At 61.2% G+C, this 18,922-nt stretch carries 16 protein-coding genes; 11 read left to right on the plus strand and 5 right to left on the minus strand.

Features of this window, described 5'->3' with window-relative positions; all coding sequences use genetic code 11:
* Positions 1-124: 124 nt before the first annotated feature.
* Positions 125-3,223, minus strand: coding sequence for an ATP-binding protein (locus tag KJS47_RS18365; protein WP_213526525.1), 3,099 nt, complete (start codon positions 3,221-3,223; stop codon positions 125-127).
* A gap of 214 nt (positions 3,224-3,437) precedes the next feature.
* Here KJS47_RS18365 and KJS47_RS24135 point away from each other — a divergent pair, with 214 nt between their 5' ends.
* From KJS47_RS24135 to KJS47_RS18410, 10 genes are all read left to right on the plus strand, one after another.
* Positions 3,438-3,698 (plus strand): hypothetical protein, encoded by a 261-nt coding sequence (locus KJS47_RS24135; protein WP_249716531.1) that lies wholly within the window; start codon positions 3,438-3,440, stop codon positions 3,696-3,698.
* A 21-nt stretch (positions 3,699-3,719) separates the two neighbouring features.
* Positions 3,720-5,081 (plus strand): spore germination protein, encoded by a 1,362-nt coding sequence (locus KJS47_RS18370; RefSeq protein WP_249716542.1) that lies wholly within the window; start codon positions 3,720-3,722, stop codon positions 5,079-5,081.
* A 4-nt stretch (positions 5,082-5,085) separates the two neighbouring features.
* Entirely contained in the window at positions 5,086-6,291 is a 1,206-nt protein-coding gene (locus tag KJS47_RS18375; protein WP_213526526.1) for a Ger(x)C family spore germination protein, read from the plus strand.
* Positions 6,288-6,512 carry a hypothetical protein gene (locus tag KJS47_RS18380; protein ID WP_213526527.1) on the plus strand — a complete coding sequence of 75 codons (225 nt, stop codon included), beginning with the start codon at positions 6,288-6,290 and terminating at the stop codon, positions 6,510-6,512. The genes KJS47_RS18375 and KJS47_RS18380 overlap by 4 nt, the downstream gene beginning before the upstream one ends.
* An 11-nt stretch (positions 6,513-6,523) precedes the next feature.
* Positions 6,524-7,633, plus strand: a complete 1,110-nt coding sequence (locus KJS47_RS18385) for a GerAB/ArcD/ProY family transporter (RefSeq protein ID WP_213526528.1) — start codon at positions 6,524-6,526, stop codon at positions 7,631-7,633.
* A 116-nt stretch (positions 7,634-7,749) separates the two neighbouring features.
* Positions 7,750-8,469 (plus strand): 3-ketoacyl-ACP reductase, encoded by a 720-nt coding sequence (locus KJS47_RS18390; protein ID WP_213526529.1) that lies wholly within the window; start codon positions 7,750-7,752, stop codon positions 8,467-8,469.
* 107 nt (positions 8,470-8,576) lie between these two features.
* Positions 8,577-8,879 (plus strand): ArsR/SmtB family transcription factor, encoded by a 303-nt coding sequence (locus KJS47_RS18395; protein ID WP_213526725.1) that lies wholly within the window; start codon positions 8,577-8,579, stop codon positions 8,877-8,879.
* A 155-nt stretch (positions 8,880-9,034) separates the two neighbouring features.
* Positions 9,035-10,048: an LLM class flavin-dependent oxidoreductase gene (locus KJS47_RS18400; protein WP_213526530.1), complete on the plus strand. Its 1,014-nt coding sequence runs from the start codon at positions 9,035-9,037 to the stop codon at positions 10,046-10,048.
* A gap of 155 nt (positions 10,049-10,203) precedes the next feature.
* Positions 10,204-11,436, plus strand: coding sequence for a peptidase T (gene pepT / locus KJS47_RS18405; protein WP_213526531.1), 1,233 nt, complete (start codon positions 10,204-10,206; stop codon positions 11,434-11,436).
* 582 nt (positions 11,437-12,018) lie between these two features.
* Entirely contained in the window at positions 12,019-12,765 is a 747-nt protein-coding gene (locus KJS47_RS18410; protein ID WP_213526532.1) for an SDR family NAD(P)-dependent oxidoreductase, read from the plus strand.
* A gap of 109 nt (positions 12,766-12,874) precedes the next feature.
* On the opposite strand, the gene KJS47_RS18415 is transcribed toward KJS47_RS18410, so the two are convergent.
* Complete coding sequence (locus KJS47_RS18415; protein WP_213526533.1) at positions 12,875-13,303, minus strand: HIT family protein; 429 nt, start codon at positions 13,301-13,303, stop codon at positions 12,875-12,877.
* 134 nt (positions 13,304-13,437) lie between these two features.
* Here KJS47_RS18415 and KJS47_RS18420 point away from each other — a divergent pair, with 134 nt between their 5' ends.
* Positions 13,438-14,340, plus strand: coding sequence for a LysR family transcriptional regulator (locus KJS47_RS18420; protein ID WP_213526534.1), 903 nt, complete (start codon positions 13,438-13,440; stop codon positions 14,338-14,340).
* A gap of 112 nt (positions 14,341-14,452) precedes the next feature.
* On the opposite strand, the gene desA is transcribed toward KJS47_RS18420, so the two are convergent.
* From desA to KJS47_RS18435, 3 genes are all read right to left on the minus strand, one after another.
* Positions 14,453-15,478: a Delta(5) desaturase DesA gene (gene desA / locus KJS47_RS18425; protein ID WP_213526535.1), complete on the minus strand. Its 1,026-nt coding sequence runs from the start codon at positions 15,476-15,478 to the stop codon at positions 14,453-14,455.
* Between the two features lie 225 nt (positions 15,479-15,703).
* Positions 15,704-16,126 (minus strand): VOC family protein, encoded by a 423-nt coding sequence (locus KJS47_RS18430; protein WP_213526536.1) that lies wholly within the window; start codon positions 16,124-16,126, stop codon positions 15,704-15,706.
* Between the two features lie 301 nt (positions 16,127-16,427).
* Positions 16,428-18,557, minus strand: coding sequence for a catalase (locus KJS47_RS18435; RefSeq protein ID WP_213526537.1), 2,130 nt, complete (start codon positions 18,555-18,557; stop codon positions 16,428-16,430).
* Positions 18,558-18,922 lie beyond the last annotated feature (365 nt).

The raw sequence follows: 18,922 nt of genomic DNA on the forward strand, positions 1-18,922 counted from the left end.
CACGACGGCGGGACGACTCTTCCCGCTCACTCTCCGCCGGCTGCTCCTTCCGCTTCCCTGCTGGCCGTTTCTCCGACCAGCCAACCCTGCCACCCTAGCGCCCGAGCGCCTGCCTATCGTCCGGTTAATGCCGGCTTTCTTTCTTGACCTTGAAACGGACGGTGGTTCCCCGTCCCGGCTCGCTCTCCAGCAGCAGGCCCTCCCCATACAGCGTCATCAGCCGCCGGTGGATGTTCAGCAGACCGACGCCGCCCGCGCTCTTGCTTCCGGCTAGCAGCTCCTGCAGCCTCTGCGGCTCGATGCCGACGCCGTCGTCCGCCACCGTCACCGCGAGGCCCCCGCCCTTCTCCTCTACCGTCAGCCGGATGAGGCCGCCGGAGGCTCTCCGCATGATGCCGTGGCGGACGGCGTTCTCGACGATCGGCTGGATGGTAAGCGGCGGAATGAGCAGCTGCGGCGGGGCCTTCACTTGAATCTCGACGCGCAGCCTCTCCTCGAACCGGGCTTTTTCCAGCGCGAGGAACGACTCGACGAGCTCCATCTCCTTATGCAGCGGGATCAGCTGATCGCGGTTCTGGAAGTCGAAGCTGCCGCGCAAATATTTGCTCAGCTCGATAAGCAGCCGCGTCGTCGCCTGCGGGTCGGACGGACAGATGGCGATCAGCGTATTCAGCACGTTGTACAGAAAATGCGGCTTGATCTGCGCCTGCAGAAACGCCATCTCCGTGCGTACCGCCTGCCGCACCGAGCGCTGAAGCTCGAGCAGCGTCCGGACCCGGGCCCGCAGCTCCCGGCCGTCGACCGGCTTGGAGAGAAAATCGTTGATGCCCGCCTGAAAGCCAACCTGGATGTCCTCCGGACGGCTCCGTGCCGTCAGCATGAGGATCGGCAGGTCGGAAAGCGAGAACCGCTCACGGATCGCCCGGCTCAACTCGAGACCGGACATGCCCGGCATCATCCAGTCGGTGATGACGAGCGCAACGAGCGGGTTGGCCGCCAGCTCCTCCAACGCTTCCGCACCGGAGTGAACGGCAATGACCTCGCATGGCTCCGAGGCCAGGAGGCCGCGCAGCGCCTGCAGGTTGACGGGATCGTCGTCCACAATGAGGACGGCCGTCTCGAACGGCTCCCGGGCTTCTACGGCAGGCGGCGGATCGGCCGCGGGGCCGGCCGCTGCGCCTTCGAGGCCGGCAGCCGCTTCCATGGCGGCCGCTCTCCCGGACACGGCTTCGGAACGGCCGGAGGCGGCCGGCAGCGTGAAGTGGAACACCGAGCCCTCTCCCAGTCTGGATTCCACCCAGATGCGCCCGCCTCCCAGCTCTACGAGCTTCTTGGTGATGCTGAGGCCGAGGCCCGTGCCGCCATAGCTCGGGTCGACGGAAGAGCCTGCCTGGTCGAACGCCTGGAAGATTCCGGGAAGCCGATCCTCTGCAATGCCGATGCCCGTATCGGCAACCGACAGCTTCACCATTTCCCCGGTGCGGGCGGCCGTCACGCGGATTTCCCCCCGCAGGGTGAACTTCACGGCGTTGCCGAGCAGGTTGTACAAGATTTGGCGCAGCCGGTCCTCGTCCATGTGAACGGCGGGCAGATCGTCCGGGATGTGCCGGACGAAGCGGAGGTCCCGGCCTCCGGTCGTATGCTCAATCACCTCGAGCACGGTATAGACCGCCGCATCAACGTCTACCGGCTGCGGCCGGAGCTTCAGCTCGCCGTGCTTCAGCTTGGCGAAGTCGAGCAGATCCTGGATGAGGAATGTGAGCCGGCGGCCGGTGGAGACGATCATGCCCAAATTCCCCGCCTGCTTCGCGGTCACCGGCCCGGCCGCACCGTCGAGCATGGACTCGGCGATATTCAGGATGCCGTGCAGCGGCGTCCTCAGCTCGTGGGACGTGTTGGCCAGGAACTCGTCCTTCAGCCCGTCTAGCGTCAGCAGCTTGCGGGACAAGTCCTCGACCTCGACGAACGAGCGGGCATGCCGTTTCGCTAGCAGCAGCGACTGAGCGATGACGAAGATCAGCATCTCGTACGCGGCCAGATAGCGGTTATCCAGGACGCCGAAGACGTTCAGGATCCGGTCCAGCAGCACGACAAGAATACTCTCCACACTGATCAGCAGGTAGCCGGTGTCCTCCGCGCTTAGCCGCAGCCCCTTCAGGAGGGCATACCCGACGTAGCAGACGACCAGCAGGGAGTAGACCAGGATGGGCACCTCGTACTTCGCGAAGACCAGCGTCGGCAGGAACAGGGGGCCGGCGAGGAGGAGAGCGGTCACCGTCTTGGAGAGCATGAGGACTCTGCGATGGACGACCGTGGGAAGCGAGGCGGCAACATAATGCAGCAGGCTGAAGTAAACGAATGCGGTCGCCACCAGCTGGGTGCGCAGAACGGCCTCGTAGGAGAGTCCAGGGAGCAGCTCCCCGATCAGCTTCTCTCCGTGGGTCAGGGTATAGACGAACCCGGCCAGGCAGAACAGCCCGAGATAGAGAAGGGCGTTCTCCCCGGGACGTAGACGGTACAGCACGAGAAAATAAACGCCGAGCAGCGCGAAGCCGACCGCCGAGACGAGGTCGCCGAACGCGCCCCATTCCCGGCTATTCCCGATATCCTGGGTCGTCCCGAACAGAATCGGGTAGATCATGCCGCCGGAGGAATAGCTGTAATTGGCAATCTGAACGAGAATCTCGACCTGATCGCCATCCGAAGCGGCGTACGCCGTGTACGGGATGTTATTGGCGGCGGTGGCGGCGGGTCCGGCTCCGGGCGTACCACTCTGTCCGGCCAGTTGCCCGTTCAGGTACAGCTTGTTCGCCGTCCGGATGTTGTTCGTATGGACGCCGTAGACGGCTCCACTGTCCGCCCCCAGCTGCACCCGAAGCCGGAAGGTGCCGTATCCGGTCGCATGCCGGCCCGGCTCCTCCGAGATGTAATCGTTCCATTTGCCCGGAATCCCGACATAGCCGGTCAGTCTGGGCTCCTCCGCTTCCGCGGAGCGGCCTGGGCCGAACTGCTCCGGCGTCAGCAGCTGCCCCCGGTAAAATTCCCATTCGCCCAGCAGCTCCACTGGCCCCTCTTGTTCCAGCGAGTATCCGCTCAGATCGAGAACGCCCTGCACCGCCTCCGGATAGGGCCGGCTTTCGAGCAGCCCCTGCACCGCCCAATAGAGCGGGAGCAGCACCACCAGCAGCGCTCCCGCGATTGCTTGCATCCATTTTTTGCTCATTCTCTTTAGAAGCTCCCGTCCTCTTTGCCGCTCTAGCTGTCGTTCTCTTGTTCCAGTTACTTTCATTATCGGCGGACAGACTCTTCTTCTCTACTGGTTTACGAAATTCTCCAACGCTCTCTCCCCGCTCCCTCTGAACCGATTCTGAACAACGCACGCATACAAAAGGCGCCGGTTGGGAGAATAAAAGACAAAACGATTGGGAGGGGAACCTATGTCTATCCGATCCTGGCTGGGGCGTGTGCTTAGACAGTCGCTGCGGGCAGGCGGGCAGGACCGCGCCCGGCCGGTCGCTTCGGGAGGTCCGAGACAGACACGGCCGGCGTCCGAAGCCCCCTCCGCCACGCTCGGAGAGAGAAACGGAACGGAGGGGCCGGCCGAGCTTGCCGCTAGAGTCGAAGCGATCCGGACCCGGCTCGCCTGTTCTGGGGATGTTGCCTGTCATTCCTTTGCCGCCGGTCCGGGCATAGCGTGAGCCCTGTTCTATTTGAAGGGAATGGTCGACCGCAAGCTGCTGGAGCGCAGCGTCCTGGAGGTTCTTACGGTACCGAATCCGGGGCAATCTCCCGGCGACTTCCTCCGCCAGGTGTTCGAGGAACGGCGGCTTCCCGTCGCCGAACAGAATCCGTGTCTTAGGGAGGACGAGGCGATCAACCGGATTTTGAATCGCGAAGTGCTGCTGCTCGTCGACGGCGAGCCGAGAATGCTGGCGCTCGCCATCACGTCATTCCCAAAGCGATCCATCGAGGAAGCGCCCAATGAGATCGTGATCCGGGGGCCGCGGGAGGCGTTCGTGGAGGATCTGGAGACGAACCTGACCATGCTGCGCAGGCGGATCAAGTCGCCGTCCTTCAAGGTGGAATTCATGCAGTTCGGCAAGCAAACGCAGACGCAGACGGCTATCACATACATCCAGGGCATCTGCCAGGACCAGCTGGTGGCCGAGGTGAAGAGGCGGCTTGCGGACATCGAGATCGACGGCGTGCTCGGAACAAGCTATCTGCAGGAAATGATCGAGGACAACCCCTATTCGCCTTTCCCGCAGCTGCAGTATACCGAGCGGCCCGATCTGGTCACCGCCGCCCTGCTGGAAGGCCGCATTGTCATTCAGGTCGACGGGACGCCGATCGCGATTCTCGCTCCCGTCACCATTTTCACGCTCCTGCAGTCCCCCGAGGATTATTACCAGCGGTATGTCGCCGCGAGCTGGATCCGGTATATCCGGTATATCTTCACCCTAATTTCGCTGCTGCTGCCTTCCTTCTACGTCGCCGTCACGACGTTCCATCCGGATATCATTCCCGAGCGGCTGCTCGTCACCATCGCGTCTTCCCGCGAGGTCGTTCCCTTCCCAGCTCTGCTCGAGGCGTTCATCATGGAGCTGTCATTCGAGGCGCTGCGGGAGGCGTCCCTCCGGATTCCGAAGGCGATCGGCCAGGCGGTATCCATCATCGGGGCGCTCATCATCGGAACGGCGGCGGTCGAAGCGGGGATCGTATCGGCGGCGATGGTCATCATCGTCTCTCTGACCGGGATCGCCTCGTTCATCATCCCCCACTACGACCTTGGGCTCGCCTTTCGGCTGCTCCGCTTTCCAATTATGATACTGGCCGGGGCGTTCGGCCTGATCGGCATCGCCTGCGGGCTGCTCCTGCTCTATATCCATATGCTCGAGCTGCGCTCCTTCGGCGTCCCGTATATGGCGCCGCTGGCCCCTCTCCGGCCGAACGATCTGAAGGATACGCTGGGCCGGGCCCCCTGGTGGGCGATGCGCACCAGACCTTCCTTCGAGGGGGCGCACGGGCGGCAGAGCAAAGCGGCCCGCGCCTGGGCGAAGCCTTCCGAGGAAGGAGAGTGAGCCGATGCGAGCATGCGTCCGCAAGCTTCTGCACGGGACGTTGGCCGTGGCCCTGCTGCTTTCTCTCACCGGCTGCTGGTCGGGCGTTGAGCTGAACCGGCGCGCCTTCGCCCGGGTCATGCTGATCGACAAGGGGGAACACGGCCTCGAGCTGACGCTCGGATTCCCGCTCCCCAACCGCATGACATCCGGCAAAGGAACGGGCGGCAGCGACATGTCGGGCGGCCAGCCGTTCACGTTCATAACCAAATCGGGAGATAGCCTAATAGAGGCATACCGGCGGATACAAGCCGACATGTCCCGGCGGATCACGTTCGGCCAGCTGCGCAGCATCGTCATCGGGCAAGCGTTTGCCAAGGAGGGGATCGAGCCGCTCCTGGACTTTGCGGCGAGGGAGACGCGGCTGCATATTAACGCCAGCCTTTATGCCACAGAAGGAGACGCCAAAGCCTTTACCACCATTCCGGTGACGACGGAGCGGTTTCCCACCGACATTCTCGCCAACTTTGTCAAGGAGCACGTTACCATTACGGCGACGGTGAAGGATATGCTGACCGCTATGCTGAGCGGAGGCGATCTGCTGCTTCCTACACTGGTGTTCGGCAACCAGGGAGCGGCGCAGGAGAAGCGCGCCGCCCAATGGATGAGCACCAACGGCTCCATGCTCCTCCGCAAAGGCCGGATGGCCGGCAGCCTGAGCACAGAGGAGTCCAAAGGGGCCATGTGGATCCTCGGTCAGCTCAAGGAGTTGGAGTATGTGGCCCCGTCCCCGGAGGACGGCAAAATGGTCAGTTACCTAGTCCGGCACAGCAAAACGAAGATTGAGCCGAAATGGGACGGCACCCGTCTTGTCATCGCCATCCGATGCAGCGCCGTCGCAACTGTCCTTGCCACCGACTCCGATATGGACTTGACCGATCCTGCCAAGCTGGCGAGCCTGAAGCTTCCGCTGGAAACGAAGCTGGAGGAGCAACTGACAAAGGCTGTAGAGAGGGCCAAAAAGCACAAAACGGAGCCCTACAAATTCAGCCAGCACATCCAGTGGACCTACCCCAAGCTGTGGGCCGGTCTCCAGCCGGACTGGCGCGACTATTTTGCCGAACGGACGGAAGTCCGCTCCGAATTCGACGTCTCGATCAAATGGTACGGAGCGGCGCAGGGGCCGGAATGGAACCGCCGATTTCACCAGGAGGAGGAATCGGGATCATGATCGCCGTTTTCTTGGTTTTCGCAGCGATTCTTTACCATGAATGGCGGTACATGCGGCGCAAAAAGCGCAAGCGGCGCACGATCGCTATCGTGCTGGGTACGGCGGTCCTGATGCTGCTGGGCATGGAGGTGCTCTATCTGCTCAAGGATCGGTGGACGGTCATCTCGGTCATGGAAGGGATCTTCTTTCCCCTTCAGAGGGCGCTGTTTTTCGAGAAATAGAGGAGGCCGCCATGCGACTGATTACCAATCTTCAGGTGTACATGCTTTTCTCGCAAATCTTGTTCTCGACGACGATCGGCTTCTTCGTCAGTCCCCTGGTCGGGGAAGCCAAGTATATGGTCTGGGTATCCGTCATCCTCGGCTGCCTGCTCGGCCTGCTGCTCGCGTACGCCGCTCACCGGCTCAGCATGCGGCGGCCCAATCAATTGTTCTGGCGGTACGGGCGAGACATTTTGGGCAAATGGGTGCATGTCCCGCTTATGCTGTTCGTCGTCCTGGTCAATCTGTTCGCCGCCGCCTTCATCCTGCGTCAGTTGATCGACTTTCTCGTCCAGATCTACCTGCCCGGCACGCCTGACTGGGCGGTAGCCGCTCTGTTCGGGCTTTGCGTCGCACAGGCGGTTCGGGCCGGGCCCCTCACGTTTTTTCGCAGCGGCCAGGGCCTGTTCTTCTTCAGCATCGCCGCGGCGCTAACGATACCCTTGTTCGTTACGAGCTCGATCGAACGCGACATGCTGATCGCGTTCGTGACGAATGTCGACTTGCCGGGCACGTGGAACGGGGCGATAACAATCGCGGGCCTGATCGGCGAGCTGGCCTACCTCGTCTACTTCTATCCCTACCTCGCCAAGCCGGGCAAAAACACTATGCGCGCGCTTGTCTGGGCGGGTATCACGGCGAGCTGTGTCATTCTGGCGAACTTTATTCCCACCATTCTGTTGTTCGGTCCCCAGCTGACGATGAGCCTGACCTACCCGACGCTGGAACTGATCCGGTATTTGCGGGCCGGGGCGTTCCTTGAGAATCTCGATCCACTGCTCATCGTGTTCTGGCTGTCGAGCATCTTCTTCAAGATCGGGTTCTTCCTGCTCATCGCCGTGCAGGGGCTGACCCATCTGCTCGGACTGAACGATCACAAGCCGTTCTCGTACTCCATGGCCGCCTTCATGGTGTTCCTCTCGCTGATCATGCTGAAATCGACAGCCGAAATTATTGAAGTGATGGCGCATGGAGAAGCCGCCTTCCTGATGTTCCTGGGGCTGATCCCGGTGCTCTACCTGGCAGTCGACTCGCTGCGCTCCTTCCGGCGAAACAAAACTCCGGCCGCTTCGGATACGTGATTCCGTGCCCTTGCTGGAAGGCCCGCCCATTTGTGCCAGGGCACGCCGTTGCGATACACTAGCAGGTATCAGTGGCTCGTCCCATTCAGCTTATTCGCGATAAAGGAGTGTTGAGCATGGACTTCAGAAACAAGACCGCCATTATTACCGGTGCCGGCAAAGGAATCGGCAAAGCAGCGGCGGAGGCGCTCGCCAAGGAAGGCGTTCGCCTCGGCCTGGTTGCTCGCACCCGCGCCGATCTGGAGGCGCTACAGGGAGAATTAAAGACGGAGTACGGCGTCGACGTTTATTGGGCGACCGCGGACGTGGCAAGCGAGGAAGAGGTCAACTCGGCCATCGGCCAGCTGATCGGCCAGCTGGGCACGGTCGATATCCTTATTAACAACGCCGGCATCGCCCAATTCGGCACGGTGATGGAGATGGATCCGGCCGACTGGCAGCGCATCCTGCAGGTGAACATGATGGGAACCTACTACGTCACGCGGGCCGTGCTGCCTTCGATGCTGGAGCGCAAGTCCGGCACCATTCTCAACGTCGCGTCGACCGCCGGCGAAAAGGGCTTCGCGACCGGCTCGGCCTACTGCGCATCCAAATTCGCTGTGCTTGGCTTCACCGAGTCGCTGCTGCAGGAGGTCCGCAAGTCGAACATCCGCGTCACCGCCCTGACGCCAAGCACCGTGAACACGGATCTCGCAGTCAACGCAGGACTCAAAATCGGCGAGGAAGACCGGATGATGCAGCCTGAGGACGTGGCTGAGCTTATCCTGGCGACGCTGCGTCTGCCGGAACGGGTCTTCGTCAAGACGGCCGGGATCTGGACCACGAACCCGCAATAGCCTGTTGAAGCCGGGGTCCGGCCGCCGGCGGCCGGACCGTCTCACGGCACTGGCGGATATCCCCCTGCTAAATTGACCTATCGAGGTTTTTCGATACAATGGATCGTATGGACCCTATTCTCATCTTCAAAGCGTTATCCAACGAAACAAGATTGCGAATCCTCTCTTGGCTCAAGGAGCCCGAGAAGCATTTCCCTGTTCACGAGGGAGGAGACGGACTGTCGCTCGGCGTATGCGTCAGCCATATCCAGGAGAAAGCCGGATTGTCCCAGTCGACCGTCTCCCACTATCTGCTCCTGCTCCAGCGGGCCGGCCTGGTCGAAGCGGCGCGGCGCGGCCAGTGGACCTATTACCGCCGCAACGAGCGAACGCTTCGGGAGCTGGCCGCCTTCATCGGCGAGCAGGTGTGACGGAGGGCGGCGAGCGGCGGGCGGTTTCCACGGGAGGAAGCGCGGCCGTTTCGCCGAGCCTTCTACTCATATCTAGAATGTTCGATATCTAGATATGAGAACTGTCTACCCGTAACGGCCTTTTCTTCCCCATTACTATCCTAGGAGGGATCCTCATGGTTCCATTATCCATACTCGATCTGGCCCCCATCACAGCGGGGGGCTCACCGGCGGAATCGCTGCGGCGCTCGCTCGAGCTCGCCCAGCATGCCGAGCGGTGGGGCTACCGCCGGTTTTGGCTGGCGGAGCATCACAACATGCCCGGCATCGCCAGCTCGGCGACGTCCGTCGTCATCGGGCATGTCGCCGCCGGCACCAAGACGATCCGCGTCGGCTCCGGCGGCATCATGCTGCCAAATCACGCCCCGCTCGTCATCGCCGAGCAATTCGGCACGCTCGAGTCGCTCTTCCCCGGGCGGATCGACCTCGGCCTCGGCCGTGCGCCGGGCTCCGATCAGATGACGGCCCGAGCGCTGCGGCGCGGGCTCGGCAGCGACGGCAGCGACTTCCCCGCGCAGCTCGAAGAGCTGCGCGCCTACTTCCACCCGGCCGCCCACAGCGCTCCGACGTCCCGCGTGCGGGCTATCCCGGGCGAGGGCCTCTCGATCCCGATCTGGCTGCTCGGCTCAAGCGGGTTCAGCGCCCGGCTCGCCTCCCAGCTGGGGCTTCCGTTCGCGTTCGCGAGCCATTTTGCCCCGGACTATCTGCTGCCGGCGCTCGATCTGTACCGGAGCGGCTTCCAGCCGTCCGACGACCTCTCGGAGCCGCACGCTATGGTGGCGGTCAACATCATCGCCGCAGACAGCGATGAGGAAGCCCGGAGACTCGCAACCTCGCAGCAGCAGCAGTTCCTGAACCTGATCCGGGGAAGGACAGGTCCACTGCTGCCGCCGGTGGACAGCATGGCCCCGCTGTGGTCGGAGCAGGAGGAGATGCTCGTCCGCAAGACGCTCGGCTATACGATCGCCGGCACCAAGGAGACCATCAAGCGTCAGCTCCCGCTCGTGCTCCAAGAGACGGGTGCCGACGAGCTGATCGTCGCCGCCCAGATCTACGACCCCGAAGCCCGGCTCCATTCATACGAGCTGCTGGCCGAGGCCAAGCGCGAGATGGAAGCCGAGCCCGCTTAACCGCGGCTGGGTAGGGGCGGAGGAAAATCCTCTCCCGGCCGTCCGCGTGCAATCAGCGGTTTTGCCGAACCGGCGCCCCCGATGCCGAAAATGCCCGGAACGTGCTACACTAATGGGTAGCAAGCTTGGATAGAACCTACGAAGGGATGAAGGATATGAAAGAGGAATTGATTGCACGTTTCACCTCCTACGTCAAAGTGGATACCCAATCCGACGAAAGCAGCGAGACGTGCCCGTCCACACCCGGGCAGCTGACGCTCGCCCGCATGCTCGTGGAGGAGCTCCGGGAGATCGGGATGCAGGACATCACCATAGACGACAACGGATACGTCATGGCGACGCTGCCGGCCAACACGGACAAGGAGGTCCCCACGATCGGCTTCCTCGCCCACGTCGACACGGCGACCGATTTCACTGGCAAGAACGTCAATCCTCAGCTGGTGGAGAATTACGATGGCGGCGACCTGGTACTGAACGAAGGGCTTAACGTCGTTCTGTCGCCCCGCGAATTTCCGGAGCTGGCCGGCTACAAGGGCCACACCCTCATCACGACGGACGGCACGACGCTACTCGGCGCGGACAACAAAGCCGGCGTCGCCGAGATCATGACCGCGATGGCGTACCTCATCCATCATCCGGAGATCAAGCACGGCCGCATCCGCGTCGCCTTCACCCCAGACGAAGAGATCGGCCGCGGACCGCACCGCTTCGACGTAGCGGCCTTCGACGCTAAGTTCGCCTACACGATGGACGGCGGGCCGCTCGGGGAGCTGGAGTACGAGAGCTTTAACGCCGCGTCCGCCAAGCTGACGTTCAAGGGCACCAATGTGCACCCCGGCACCGCCAAGGGCAAGATGGTCAACTCGACAAAGATCGCCATGGCATTCAACAGCCGGCTGCCGGTCCAAGAGGCGCCGGAGCATACCGAAGGATACGAAGGCTTCTATCATCTGAACTCCATCAAGGGAGACGTTGAACGGACCGAGCTGCGCTACATCATCCGTGACCACGACCGGGAGAAGTTCAACGCCCGCAAGGCGACGATGGAGCGAATTGCCGAGGAGCTCCGTGGCGAGTACGGACCGAACAGCGTCGAGCTGGAGATGAAGGACCAATACTACAACATGCGCGAGAAGATCGAGCCGGTCAAGGAAATCGTCGACATTGCCGAGCAGGCGATGCGCAGCCTCGGGATCGAGCCGATCATCAAGCCGATCCGCGGGGGGACCGACGGCTCCCAGCTGTCGTTCATGGGCCTTCCCACGCCGAACATCTTTACCGGCGGCGAGAACTATCACGGCAAATTCGAGTACATATCGGTGGACAACATGCTGAAGGCGATCCAGGTGATCGTCGAGATCGTCCAGCGGTTCGAGCGGCAAGCCTAAGCCGGGACTCGGACGGCACTTTTCTCCCCCATCCCAGGCCAAAAAGCCGGAACAGGTGACGAACAATCTCAAAACGCTGGATATAGAACTCACGGCAGAGGAAGCGGAAGCGACCAGCGAGATTTTCCGGGATTAAGCTGGCCGGTACCGGACCAGCCGAGTCTAAGACAGGCGCCCTTGCTGGGGCGCCTGTTTGCGCTGCCTTCCTACCGTGTATTCTTCGGTAACGGATCGGGCCGGGTGTGTCCCCCCGCCCACCTCCCGGCCGGCTCTGCTGTCGTCCCTCTCCTGGCGTTCATCTCTTGGCAGCTTGCTGGGTATCCCCTCACTTGGCGTTCATCTCTCGGCGGCTCTGCTGGGTGTCCCCTCTCTTGGCAGCGTTCCTCTCTTGGCACCTCCGCTATGTCTTTACTTAAGTATAGTTAAAGCATACTTAAAAAGGTTTAAATTTACTTAATTAAAAGGGAGGTCTAAACTATTGATATCGGCCCTTGCAGCGACGGACGGACAACGGTTCGCCGCGAGGACCGGATACCCCTGCAAGGGGACGGGCACCCAGCCCGCAATAAGGAGGCAACCACTATGACAAAACGCGTAGCCGTCATTACCGGCGGAGCAAGCGGTATCGGAAGAGAAACCTGCCTGCAGTTTGCCCGCAAGGGCGACCGGGTCGTCGTCGCGGACTTCAATGAAGCCGCCGGACGTGAAACGGTCGAAATGATCGAGGCGGAGGGCGGAGAAGCCATCTTTATCCAAGTCGACGTATCCAAGCAAGAGAGCGTGAATGCCCTCGTCGACCAAGCCGTACAAGCATACGGCCGAATCGACGTCATGTTCAATAACGCAGGGATCGGCGGCGCCGGTCCGGTACTGAGCCAGAACATGGACCTGTATCACCGGACGATCGCGGTCAACCAGCACGGCGTCGCTTACGGCATTATGGCGGCCGGCAACAAAATGAAGGAGCTCGGCATCCGCGGCGTCATCATCAACACCGCCTCGGTCTTCGGCTTCCTGGCGTCGCCCGGCACCTTTGCTTACCATGCGACCAAAGGCGCCGTGATCATGATGAGCAAGTCTGCCGCCCTCGAGCTGGCTCCGCACGGCATCCGGGTCGTGGCAGTCGCACCTGGCGCCGTCGATACGCCTATTATCCAGGGGTACAAGGACGCCGGCATGATCGACAGCATGCGCCAGAAGGTGATGGGCGGCGAGCTGACCAAACCCGAGACCGTCGCCAAGTCGGTCTATCTCGTTTCGCTGGACGAAGCGGAAGCGATTAACGGCAGCGTCGTCATGGTCGACCAAGGCTACGCTTCCTTCAAATAAATAGAACTCTTGTTTCCCTCATGGAGCAGCCGCCTGAACAGGCGGCTCTTTTTTTTTTGCACAAAGCTATGTTTCACTAAAATGTGATTTTCAAGAAGAGAAGGAGTCTTCATCGGCTCCTTCTCTCTTCCATTAGTGCCTTTAGAATCTTCTCTTTGGTTTGGCTTAATCGTTTTTCGGCACCGTGCGGGTGCAGTGGTTCGCTCCAGGCAAATCCATCGCCTTCATACCTTGGAATGAGATGCATATGGTAATGGGTCAGATCGTTAAATTTCCCTCCATTTTGACAAATGGTTATCCCATCAGGGCTAAACAATTTCTTCAAGACAATGGAGAGTTTTTGGGAAGCATCCATGATAGCATAAGCAGTCTGAGACTCCATTTCTTCGACATCCCCATAATGGTTTTTGGGGAGGATCAGGATGTGCCCTTCATTAAACGGAGCGATATCAAGCACACAAGCAATCCGTTCGTTTTCAAAAACAAGATTCAGGTTGGGCTCCATTCCGTTAGCGATTCTACATCCCAGGCATTCCATGAACAACCCTCCATCCTACAAGGCTATTTTCATAGTGAAACGATATCATATAGCCGGGCCGCCTTGCTCCGCTCAGGGCCATTGGCTATAGTGGCTATTAGGAAGATTCACGATCGACTGGAGGAAAAAGCCATATGCATCTGGAGCAGCTGGAATGTATCGTGGAGGTGGCCAAAACCGGCTCCCTGACAGGCGCTGCGAGCAATCTGAACATTACCCTCTCCGCCGTCAGCCAGTCCATCTCGGGGCTCGAGTCGGAGCTCGGCGTCGTCCTGTTCACACGATCCCGGCAAGGCTCGACTCCCACGGTAGAGGGCCGGCGCATCATCCGCCGGGCGATCGAGGTGGTCAGCAAGCTGCAGGAGCTTCGGGACGAAGCCGCCGCCGTCACCAATACCCAGAGCGGCGAGATCCGGCTCGCGTCCATCCCCGGCCCGCTGTCCGTCGTCCTGGAATCGCTGATGGCGTTCAAGCATGATTATCCGAACATTCGGATCGAGATTTTGGAGGACGGCACCCAGGAAATTCTCGAGGGCATCCGGCACAATCGGATCGACCTCGGGCTGACCGTGCTGACCGAGGAGCAGGCGGATCGGCTCGAAGGCTTGATCTTCGGCAAGCTGATGGAAGTGCGGCTCGTCGTAGCGGTCAACCGCCAATCGCCTCTGCGCTTCCATCACACGGTCGCCCCCGAAGAACTCGCCGCCTTGCCGCTTGTGCTGTACAAGGACGAATCGGTCAGCGCCTATCTCAAGCAGCTCGAGGAGAAAGCAGGGCCGATGAACGTCCTGTTCTCGACCAACCACACCGAGACGATCCGCCGGGCGGTTCTGGAAGGCTTGGCCGCCACCGTCGGGCTAGACTTCTCCTTTCGGGGAGCCGGAAGCGATCTCGTCACGCTTCCGCTGGCCGCACCGGGGCCGATACCGCCGCGCTACCTCGGCTGGCTGCGCTCCGCCGACAAGCACTTCTCCAACGCCTCCCGCCTCCTGATCGACAAGGTCCGCTACGAGCTGGAGACGATGCAGCCGACCTGACCCTCCCCGCCCGGCCGGGGCTTGTACTCCGGCTTGCAGCCAATCATCAAAAAGGGGCTGTCCCGCCAGCGGATGGATCCGCTTCGGGGCAGCCCCTCTTTCTGATCCTGCGTCAAACCCCGGTGGTCTGAAGCTTGCGCTCCGCCGCCAGCCGCTTCAGTTCCTTGAAGCTGATGAAATCCTTGGTCGTCTCGTCCCAAATTCGGAACTTGAGCGATTTCAAGCTGGACAGGAGCGTAATGCCCTCCACCTCCTGGAACATCCGGTTCTTGTTGTGAACCGACTCCAGGTAGTAATTGGGCACACGCGGGCTTAGATGATGGATGTGGTGGAATCCGATATTGCCGGTCAGCCAGTGCAGAATCCTCGGCAGCCGATAATAGGAGCTTCCCTGCAGCGCCGCCTTCACATAATCCCAATTCTCATCCTGCTCGTAATAGCCTTCCTCGAATTGATGCTGGACATAAAACAGCCAGATGCCCGACGCCCCCGATACGAAGAAGATCGGCGCTTGAATCAAGACGTATGACTGCCAGCCGAGCAGCCAGCACAGCAGGCCGCCGATCGCCACGAGAGCAAAATTGGTCAAATAGGTATTGAAACGTTCCCGTAGGCCAGCCCGCTTGCGGTTGAAGCGGTAGTCGATCAGGAAGATATAGATCGGTCCGAGCCCGAACATGATGAACGGATTGCGGTATAGCCGGTAAGCGAGCCGCCGCAGAGGCGGCGCGTCCAAGTATTCGTTCACCGTCAGCGTCCATATGTCGCCGACGCCCCGCTTGGTCAGATTGCCGCTCGTCGCATGATGGACGGAGTGGCTGTGCCGCCACTGGTAGTACGGACAGAAGGTGAGAATGCCGGTGATCGTTCCGACGATCTCATTCGCCAGCTTGCTGCGAAAAAACGACTTGTGGCAGCAGTCATGGAAGATGATGAACACCCGGATCAAGAAAACGCCGGCCGGGATCGCAAAAACAAGAGTCAGCCAATAAGAAAAAGATAGACTCCAATAGGCGAAAAACCAGAGCAGAAAGAAAGGAACCATCGTGTTGATTAGCTGCCACACACTGTGTTTCATGCGAGGCTTTTCGTAAGGCGCGATCTCTTTCCGCCATCCGCCCTTGTCCGGTGAAGTCATTCTGATTCGATCTTCCTCTCTCGGTATCTATGGTGTGGTTCGGAGGCCTCGGCTGTCAGCCGCCCGGCATCCGCCTCTCTCCCATTCTCTCACGGCCCTTCCTAGAAAGCTACTAGTAGTTTTCCCCCTTTTGTGGCTATCTCCCGAACCCGCTCCTTCCACAGGAAGACGGAAAGCTCCCGCCTGCCCGGGCTTGCCGGCTGCCTCACCAGCATGTCCCGCATCCTATGCCTGGACGTCCTTCATCACATCGTCGAACGACCGGTTCGTATCGACCGGAGCGGAGAACGTCAGCACGTACCCGTCCAGGTCCCGAACGACGAGCTCCCTGGCGTTCCATGGCCGGAGAATGGGGCCTTCAACATCCTCTCCGGCAAGAGACGCCCGCCGGGCAAGAGCATCCAGCGCCTCCGGCTCCGCCGCGAAGTTGATCGTCATCCCCCTCCCTCTCGGTCCGTCCGGCGCTCCGCCCGCAAGCAGCATCAGATCCTGGTACCGCGCGCCGCGCACGTGCGCCATTCCTTCCATCGCGTAGACAGAGCGGAAGCCCAGCGCTTCCTCATACCAGGCCGTCGCACGGGCGAGATCGGCCACCTCCAGCTTGACGAACATAGGCATTGGATAAAAGTCCGGTATTTCCTTTTCCATTTCTCTTCTCCTCCTTTACCGAGGCGTCCGGCCGTTCCCGCCGGCTTGCCTCAACAACGAGGATAAGGGCTACCGTTACGTGAGGCTCAAGACTTTTTCCATGAACCGGAAGCTCTCCGCCATCCGCGAAATGGAATCTCAGCCTGCGTGCAGCAAAAAAGCCGCCCGCTCCCGAAGGAGCGAACGGCCAAAACTAAACCTTGCCGGATGAGCTTAAGGGAGCGACCTGCCTGATGATCTTCCCGTATTCGGCCCGCTTCTCCCGACGACCGTTGCCCAGCGACCGCCTACAGCGGACGGCCTACAGCACCCGCGCCCAGTGGCGATGCTCGGCAATCGCGGCGATGAACGCCTCGCTGAAGCTGCCGAGCGCGCTCGCATCCTGCGCAACCACGACGCCGGGCACCGCTGCGAGCGCGGCGGCCGGGTCCACGGCATCCGCCGGAGCGACGGCTTTGGCTCCGACGCCTGCGGCGAGCAGCAGATCGGCTCCTTCGCCTACCGCGGCAATCGGCTTGAAGTGCTGGAACGCCTCCTTGACGAAGACCGCCGGCTTCGGATGCGCGAGCAGCGCATCCACGCTCTTCCGGCCCCCGGCCACGTAGACGGCGTCGTACAGCACCGAGTCGGCCGTCAGCAGCGACTGGTTCGCCTCGACCTCGCGTCCGTCCTGTCCCTTGATCGGCCCTTGCCGGATGCTGATCAGATCCGCGACGATGCCGGCGTCCTTGAACGCCTTGGTCACTTCGCTCAGCTCCGCCTCCTGGAAGCCGTCCGCGGCCAGCACCGCCACCTTGCGCGTCAGCGGCGACTTGGCACTGTTCATCATGCTGAGCGCGGGAGATACGAGCGTGACGGGCGACGGCTTCGGATCCGCCGGAGGCACCGCGCCGATGCCCTCGGCGATCCGGGCCGCGAGCACTTCATCGACGTTGCTGAACACGTCGACGACCCGCTGCCGGATCTCCTTGCTCTGCACCTTGCCGAGCTCGAAGTGGAACGCGCTGACGATATGGTCCTTTTCGACGTCGGACATGCTGTTCCAGAACAGCGTCGCCTGGCTGTAATGGTCCTTGAAGCTGTCGCTGCGCTGCCGGACCTTGCGCCCCTCTACCTTCTCGGTATAATGCTCGTAGCCGCCCTCGGCCGTGGAAGCGGGCTCCGGCGTGTTCCCGGAGAGCGAGTTTTTGTGATAGCTTGTCTGGCCCCGGTTGATCGTCATCCGGTGCATGCCGTCCCGCTGGTTGTTATGCACCGGCGCCACGGAGCGGTTGATCGGGATCTCATGGAAGTTCGGACCGCCGAGCCGGGTCAGCTGAGTATCCGTATAGGAGAACAGCCGGCCTTGCAGCAGCGGATCGTTCGTGAAGTCGATGCCCGGCACGACGTGCCCGGGATGGAACGCGATCTGCTCCGTCTCGGCGAAGAAATTGTCCGTGTTCCGGTTCAGCGTCATCTTCCCGATGAGCTTCACGGGCACGAGCTCCTCTGGCCAAATCTTCGTCGGATCCAGAATATCGAAGTCGAAGTTGAATTCATCCTCTTCCTTGATCAGCTGGACGCCGAATTCAAATTCCGGGTAGTTGCCCGATTCGATCGCTTCCCACAGGTCGCGCCGGTTGAAATCGGGGTCCTTGCCCGCCACCTTCTGGGTCTCGTCCCAGACGAGCGAATGGACGCCGAGCACAGGCTTCCAGTGGAACTTGACGAAGTGCGCCTCGCCCTGCTCGTTGACGAAGCGGAACGTATGAACGCCGAAGCCCTCCATCATTCGGTAGCTGCGAGGGAACGAGCGGTCCGACATCGCCCACATGATCATATGGGCGCTCTCCGTGTTCTGCCCGACGAAATCCCAGAGCGTATCGTGCGCCGTCGATGCCTGCGGCATCTCGTTATGCGGCTCCGGCTTGACGGCGTGGACGAAATCCGGGAATTTGATGGCGTCCTGAATGAAGAAGACCGGCATGTTATTGCCGACCAGGTCGTAATTGCCTTCTTCCGTATAGAACTTGGTCGCGAAGCCGCGGACGTCGCGCACTGTGTCGGCCGAGCCCCGCGAGCCCGCCACCGTCGAGAAGCGGACGAATACCGGCGTGCGGACCGACGGGTCCTGCAGAAACTTCGCTTTCGTATACTTGGTCATCGGCTCGTACACCTGAAAATAGCCGTGCGCCCCGAAGCCCCGCGCATGCACGACGCGCTCCGGAATACGCTCGTGATCGAAGTGGGTCATCTTTTCCCGGAAGTGAAAGTCCTCCATGAGGGTAGGCCCGCGGTCGCCGGCCTTGAGGGAATGCTCCGTATCGGTCAGGCGGAGGCCGTGGTTCGTCGTCAGCTTCTGGCCACGGTCGTCCACGGTAAAGTCGTTCAGCTGCCGGTCCTTGGCGGTGGACTGCTTAGGGTCGCGTTCGTCGTTCGGTTGTCGGGTCATAGGTTCGCTTCCTCCTTCGCATGATCGGCAGAGCCGTTCCGCTGGAACGTCTCTTCCGTTTATGGCGGTGCAGGCCGGAAAGCGGAGTGCGGCGGCCGGGTCTTGCGTTATGTATGCAGGGCAGACAGGGTACCGCGCAGGCCTCCGCAGGCCCGGTTCCTATTTACCCAATGCCGGACGACCTAAAACCGGACGAACCCAAATTCGTTCGAATAGTCTGACAGTTGTGACAAAAGGCCGACTCTTTCTCCTCCGCCTCCGTGACGTTCTACCGGCTCCCTCCTCCACGCACGACAAAAAAGCCGGCTGCGCGCAGGGCAGCCGGCATTTTGAATTCTGCCTGAGCGGAAGGCCGTGCCGTCGGG

It is taken from the genome of Paenibacillus sp. J31TS4 (assembly GCF_018403265.1).
Taxonomy (GTDB): domain Bacteria; phylum Bacillota; class Bacilli; order Paenibacillales; family NBRC-103111; genus J31TS4.

What these genes read in the sequence shown, in the direction of transcription:
- KJS47_RS18365 (WP_213526525.1), bottom strand. Translation starts at nt 3,223, where the DNA reads ATGAGCAAAAAATGGATGCAAGCAATCGCGGGAGCGCTGCTGGTGGTG.
- KJS47_RS24135 (WP_249716531.1), top strand. Translation starts at nt 3,438, where the DNA reads ATGTCTATCCGATCCTGGCTGGGGCGTGTGCTTAGACAGTCGCTGCGG.
- KJS47_RS18370 (WP_249716542.1), top strand. Translation starts at nt 3,720, where the DNA reads ATGGTCGACCGCAAGCTGCTGGAGCGCAGCGTCCTGGAGGTTCTTACG.
- KJS47_RS18375 (WP_213526526.1), top strand. Translation starts at nt 5,086, where the DNA reads ATGCGAGCATGCGTCCGCAAGCTTCTGCACGGGACGTTGGCCGTGGCC.
- KJS47_RS18380 (WP_213526527.1), top strand. Translation starts at nt 6,288, where the DNA reads ATGATCGCCGTTTTCTTGGTTTTCGCAGCGATTCTTTACCATGAATGG.
- KJS47_RS18385 (WP_213526528.1), top strand. Translation starts at nt 6,524, where the DNA reads ATGCGACTGATTACCAATCTTCAGGTGTACATGCTTTTCTCGCAAATC.
- KJS47_RS18390 (WP_213526529.1), top strand. Translation starts at nt 7,750, where the DNA reads ATGGACTTCAGAAACAAGACCGCCATTATTACCGGTGCCGGCAAAGGA.
- KJS47_RS18395 (WP_213526725.1), top strand. Translation starts at nt 8,577, where the DNA reads ATGGACCCTATTCTCATCTTCAAAGCGTTATCCAACGAAACAAGATTG.
- KJS47_RS18400 (WP_213526530.1), top strand. Translation starts at nt 9,035, where the DNA reads ATGGTTCCATTATCCATACTCGATCTGGCCCCCATCACAGCGGGGGGC.
- pepT (WP_213526531.1), top strand. Translation starts at nt 10,204, where the DNA reads ATGAAAGAGGAATTGATTGCACGTTTCACCTCCTACGTCAAAGTGGAT.
- KJS47_RS18410 (WP_213526532.1), top strand. Translation starts at nt 12,019, where the DNA reads ATGACAAAACGCGTAGCCGTCATTACCGGCGGAGCAAGCGGTATCGGA.
- KJS47_RS18415 (WP_213526533.1), bottom strand. Translation starts at nt 13,303, where the DNA reads ATGGAATGCCTGGGATGTAGAATCGCTAACGGAATGGAGCCCAACCTG.
- KJS47_RS18420 (WP_213526534.1), top strand. Translation starts at nt 13,438, where the DNA reads ATGCATCTGGAGCAGCTGGAATGTATCGTGGAGGTGGCCAAAACCGGC.
- desA (WP_213526535.1), bottom strand. Translation starts at nt 15,478, where the DNA reads ATGACTTCACCGGACAAGGGCGGATGGCGGAAAGAGATCGCGCCTTAC.
- KJS47_RS18430 (WP_213526536.1), bottom strand. Translation starts at nt 16,126, where the DNA reads ATGGAAAAGGAAATACCGGACTTTTATCCAATGCCTATGTTCGTCAAG.
- KJS47_RS18435 (WP_213526537.1), bottom strand. Translation starts at nt 18,557, where the DNA reads ATGACCCGACAACCGAACGACGAACGCGACCCTAAGCAGTCCACCGCC.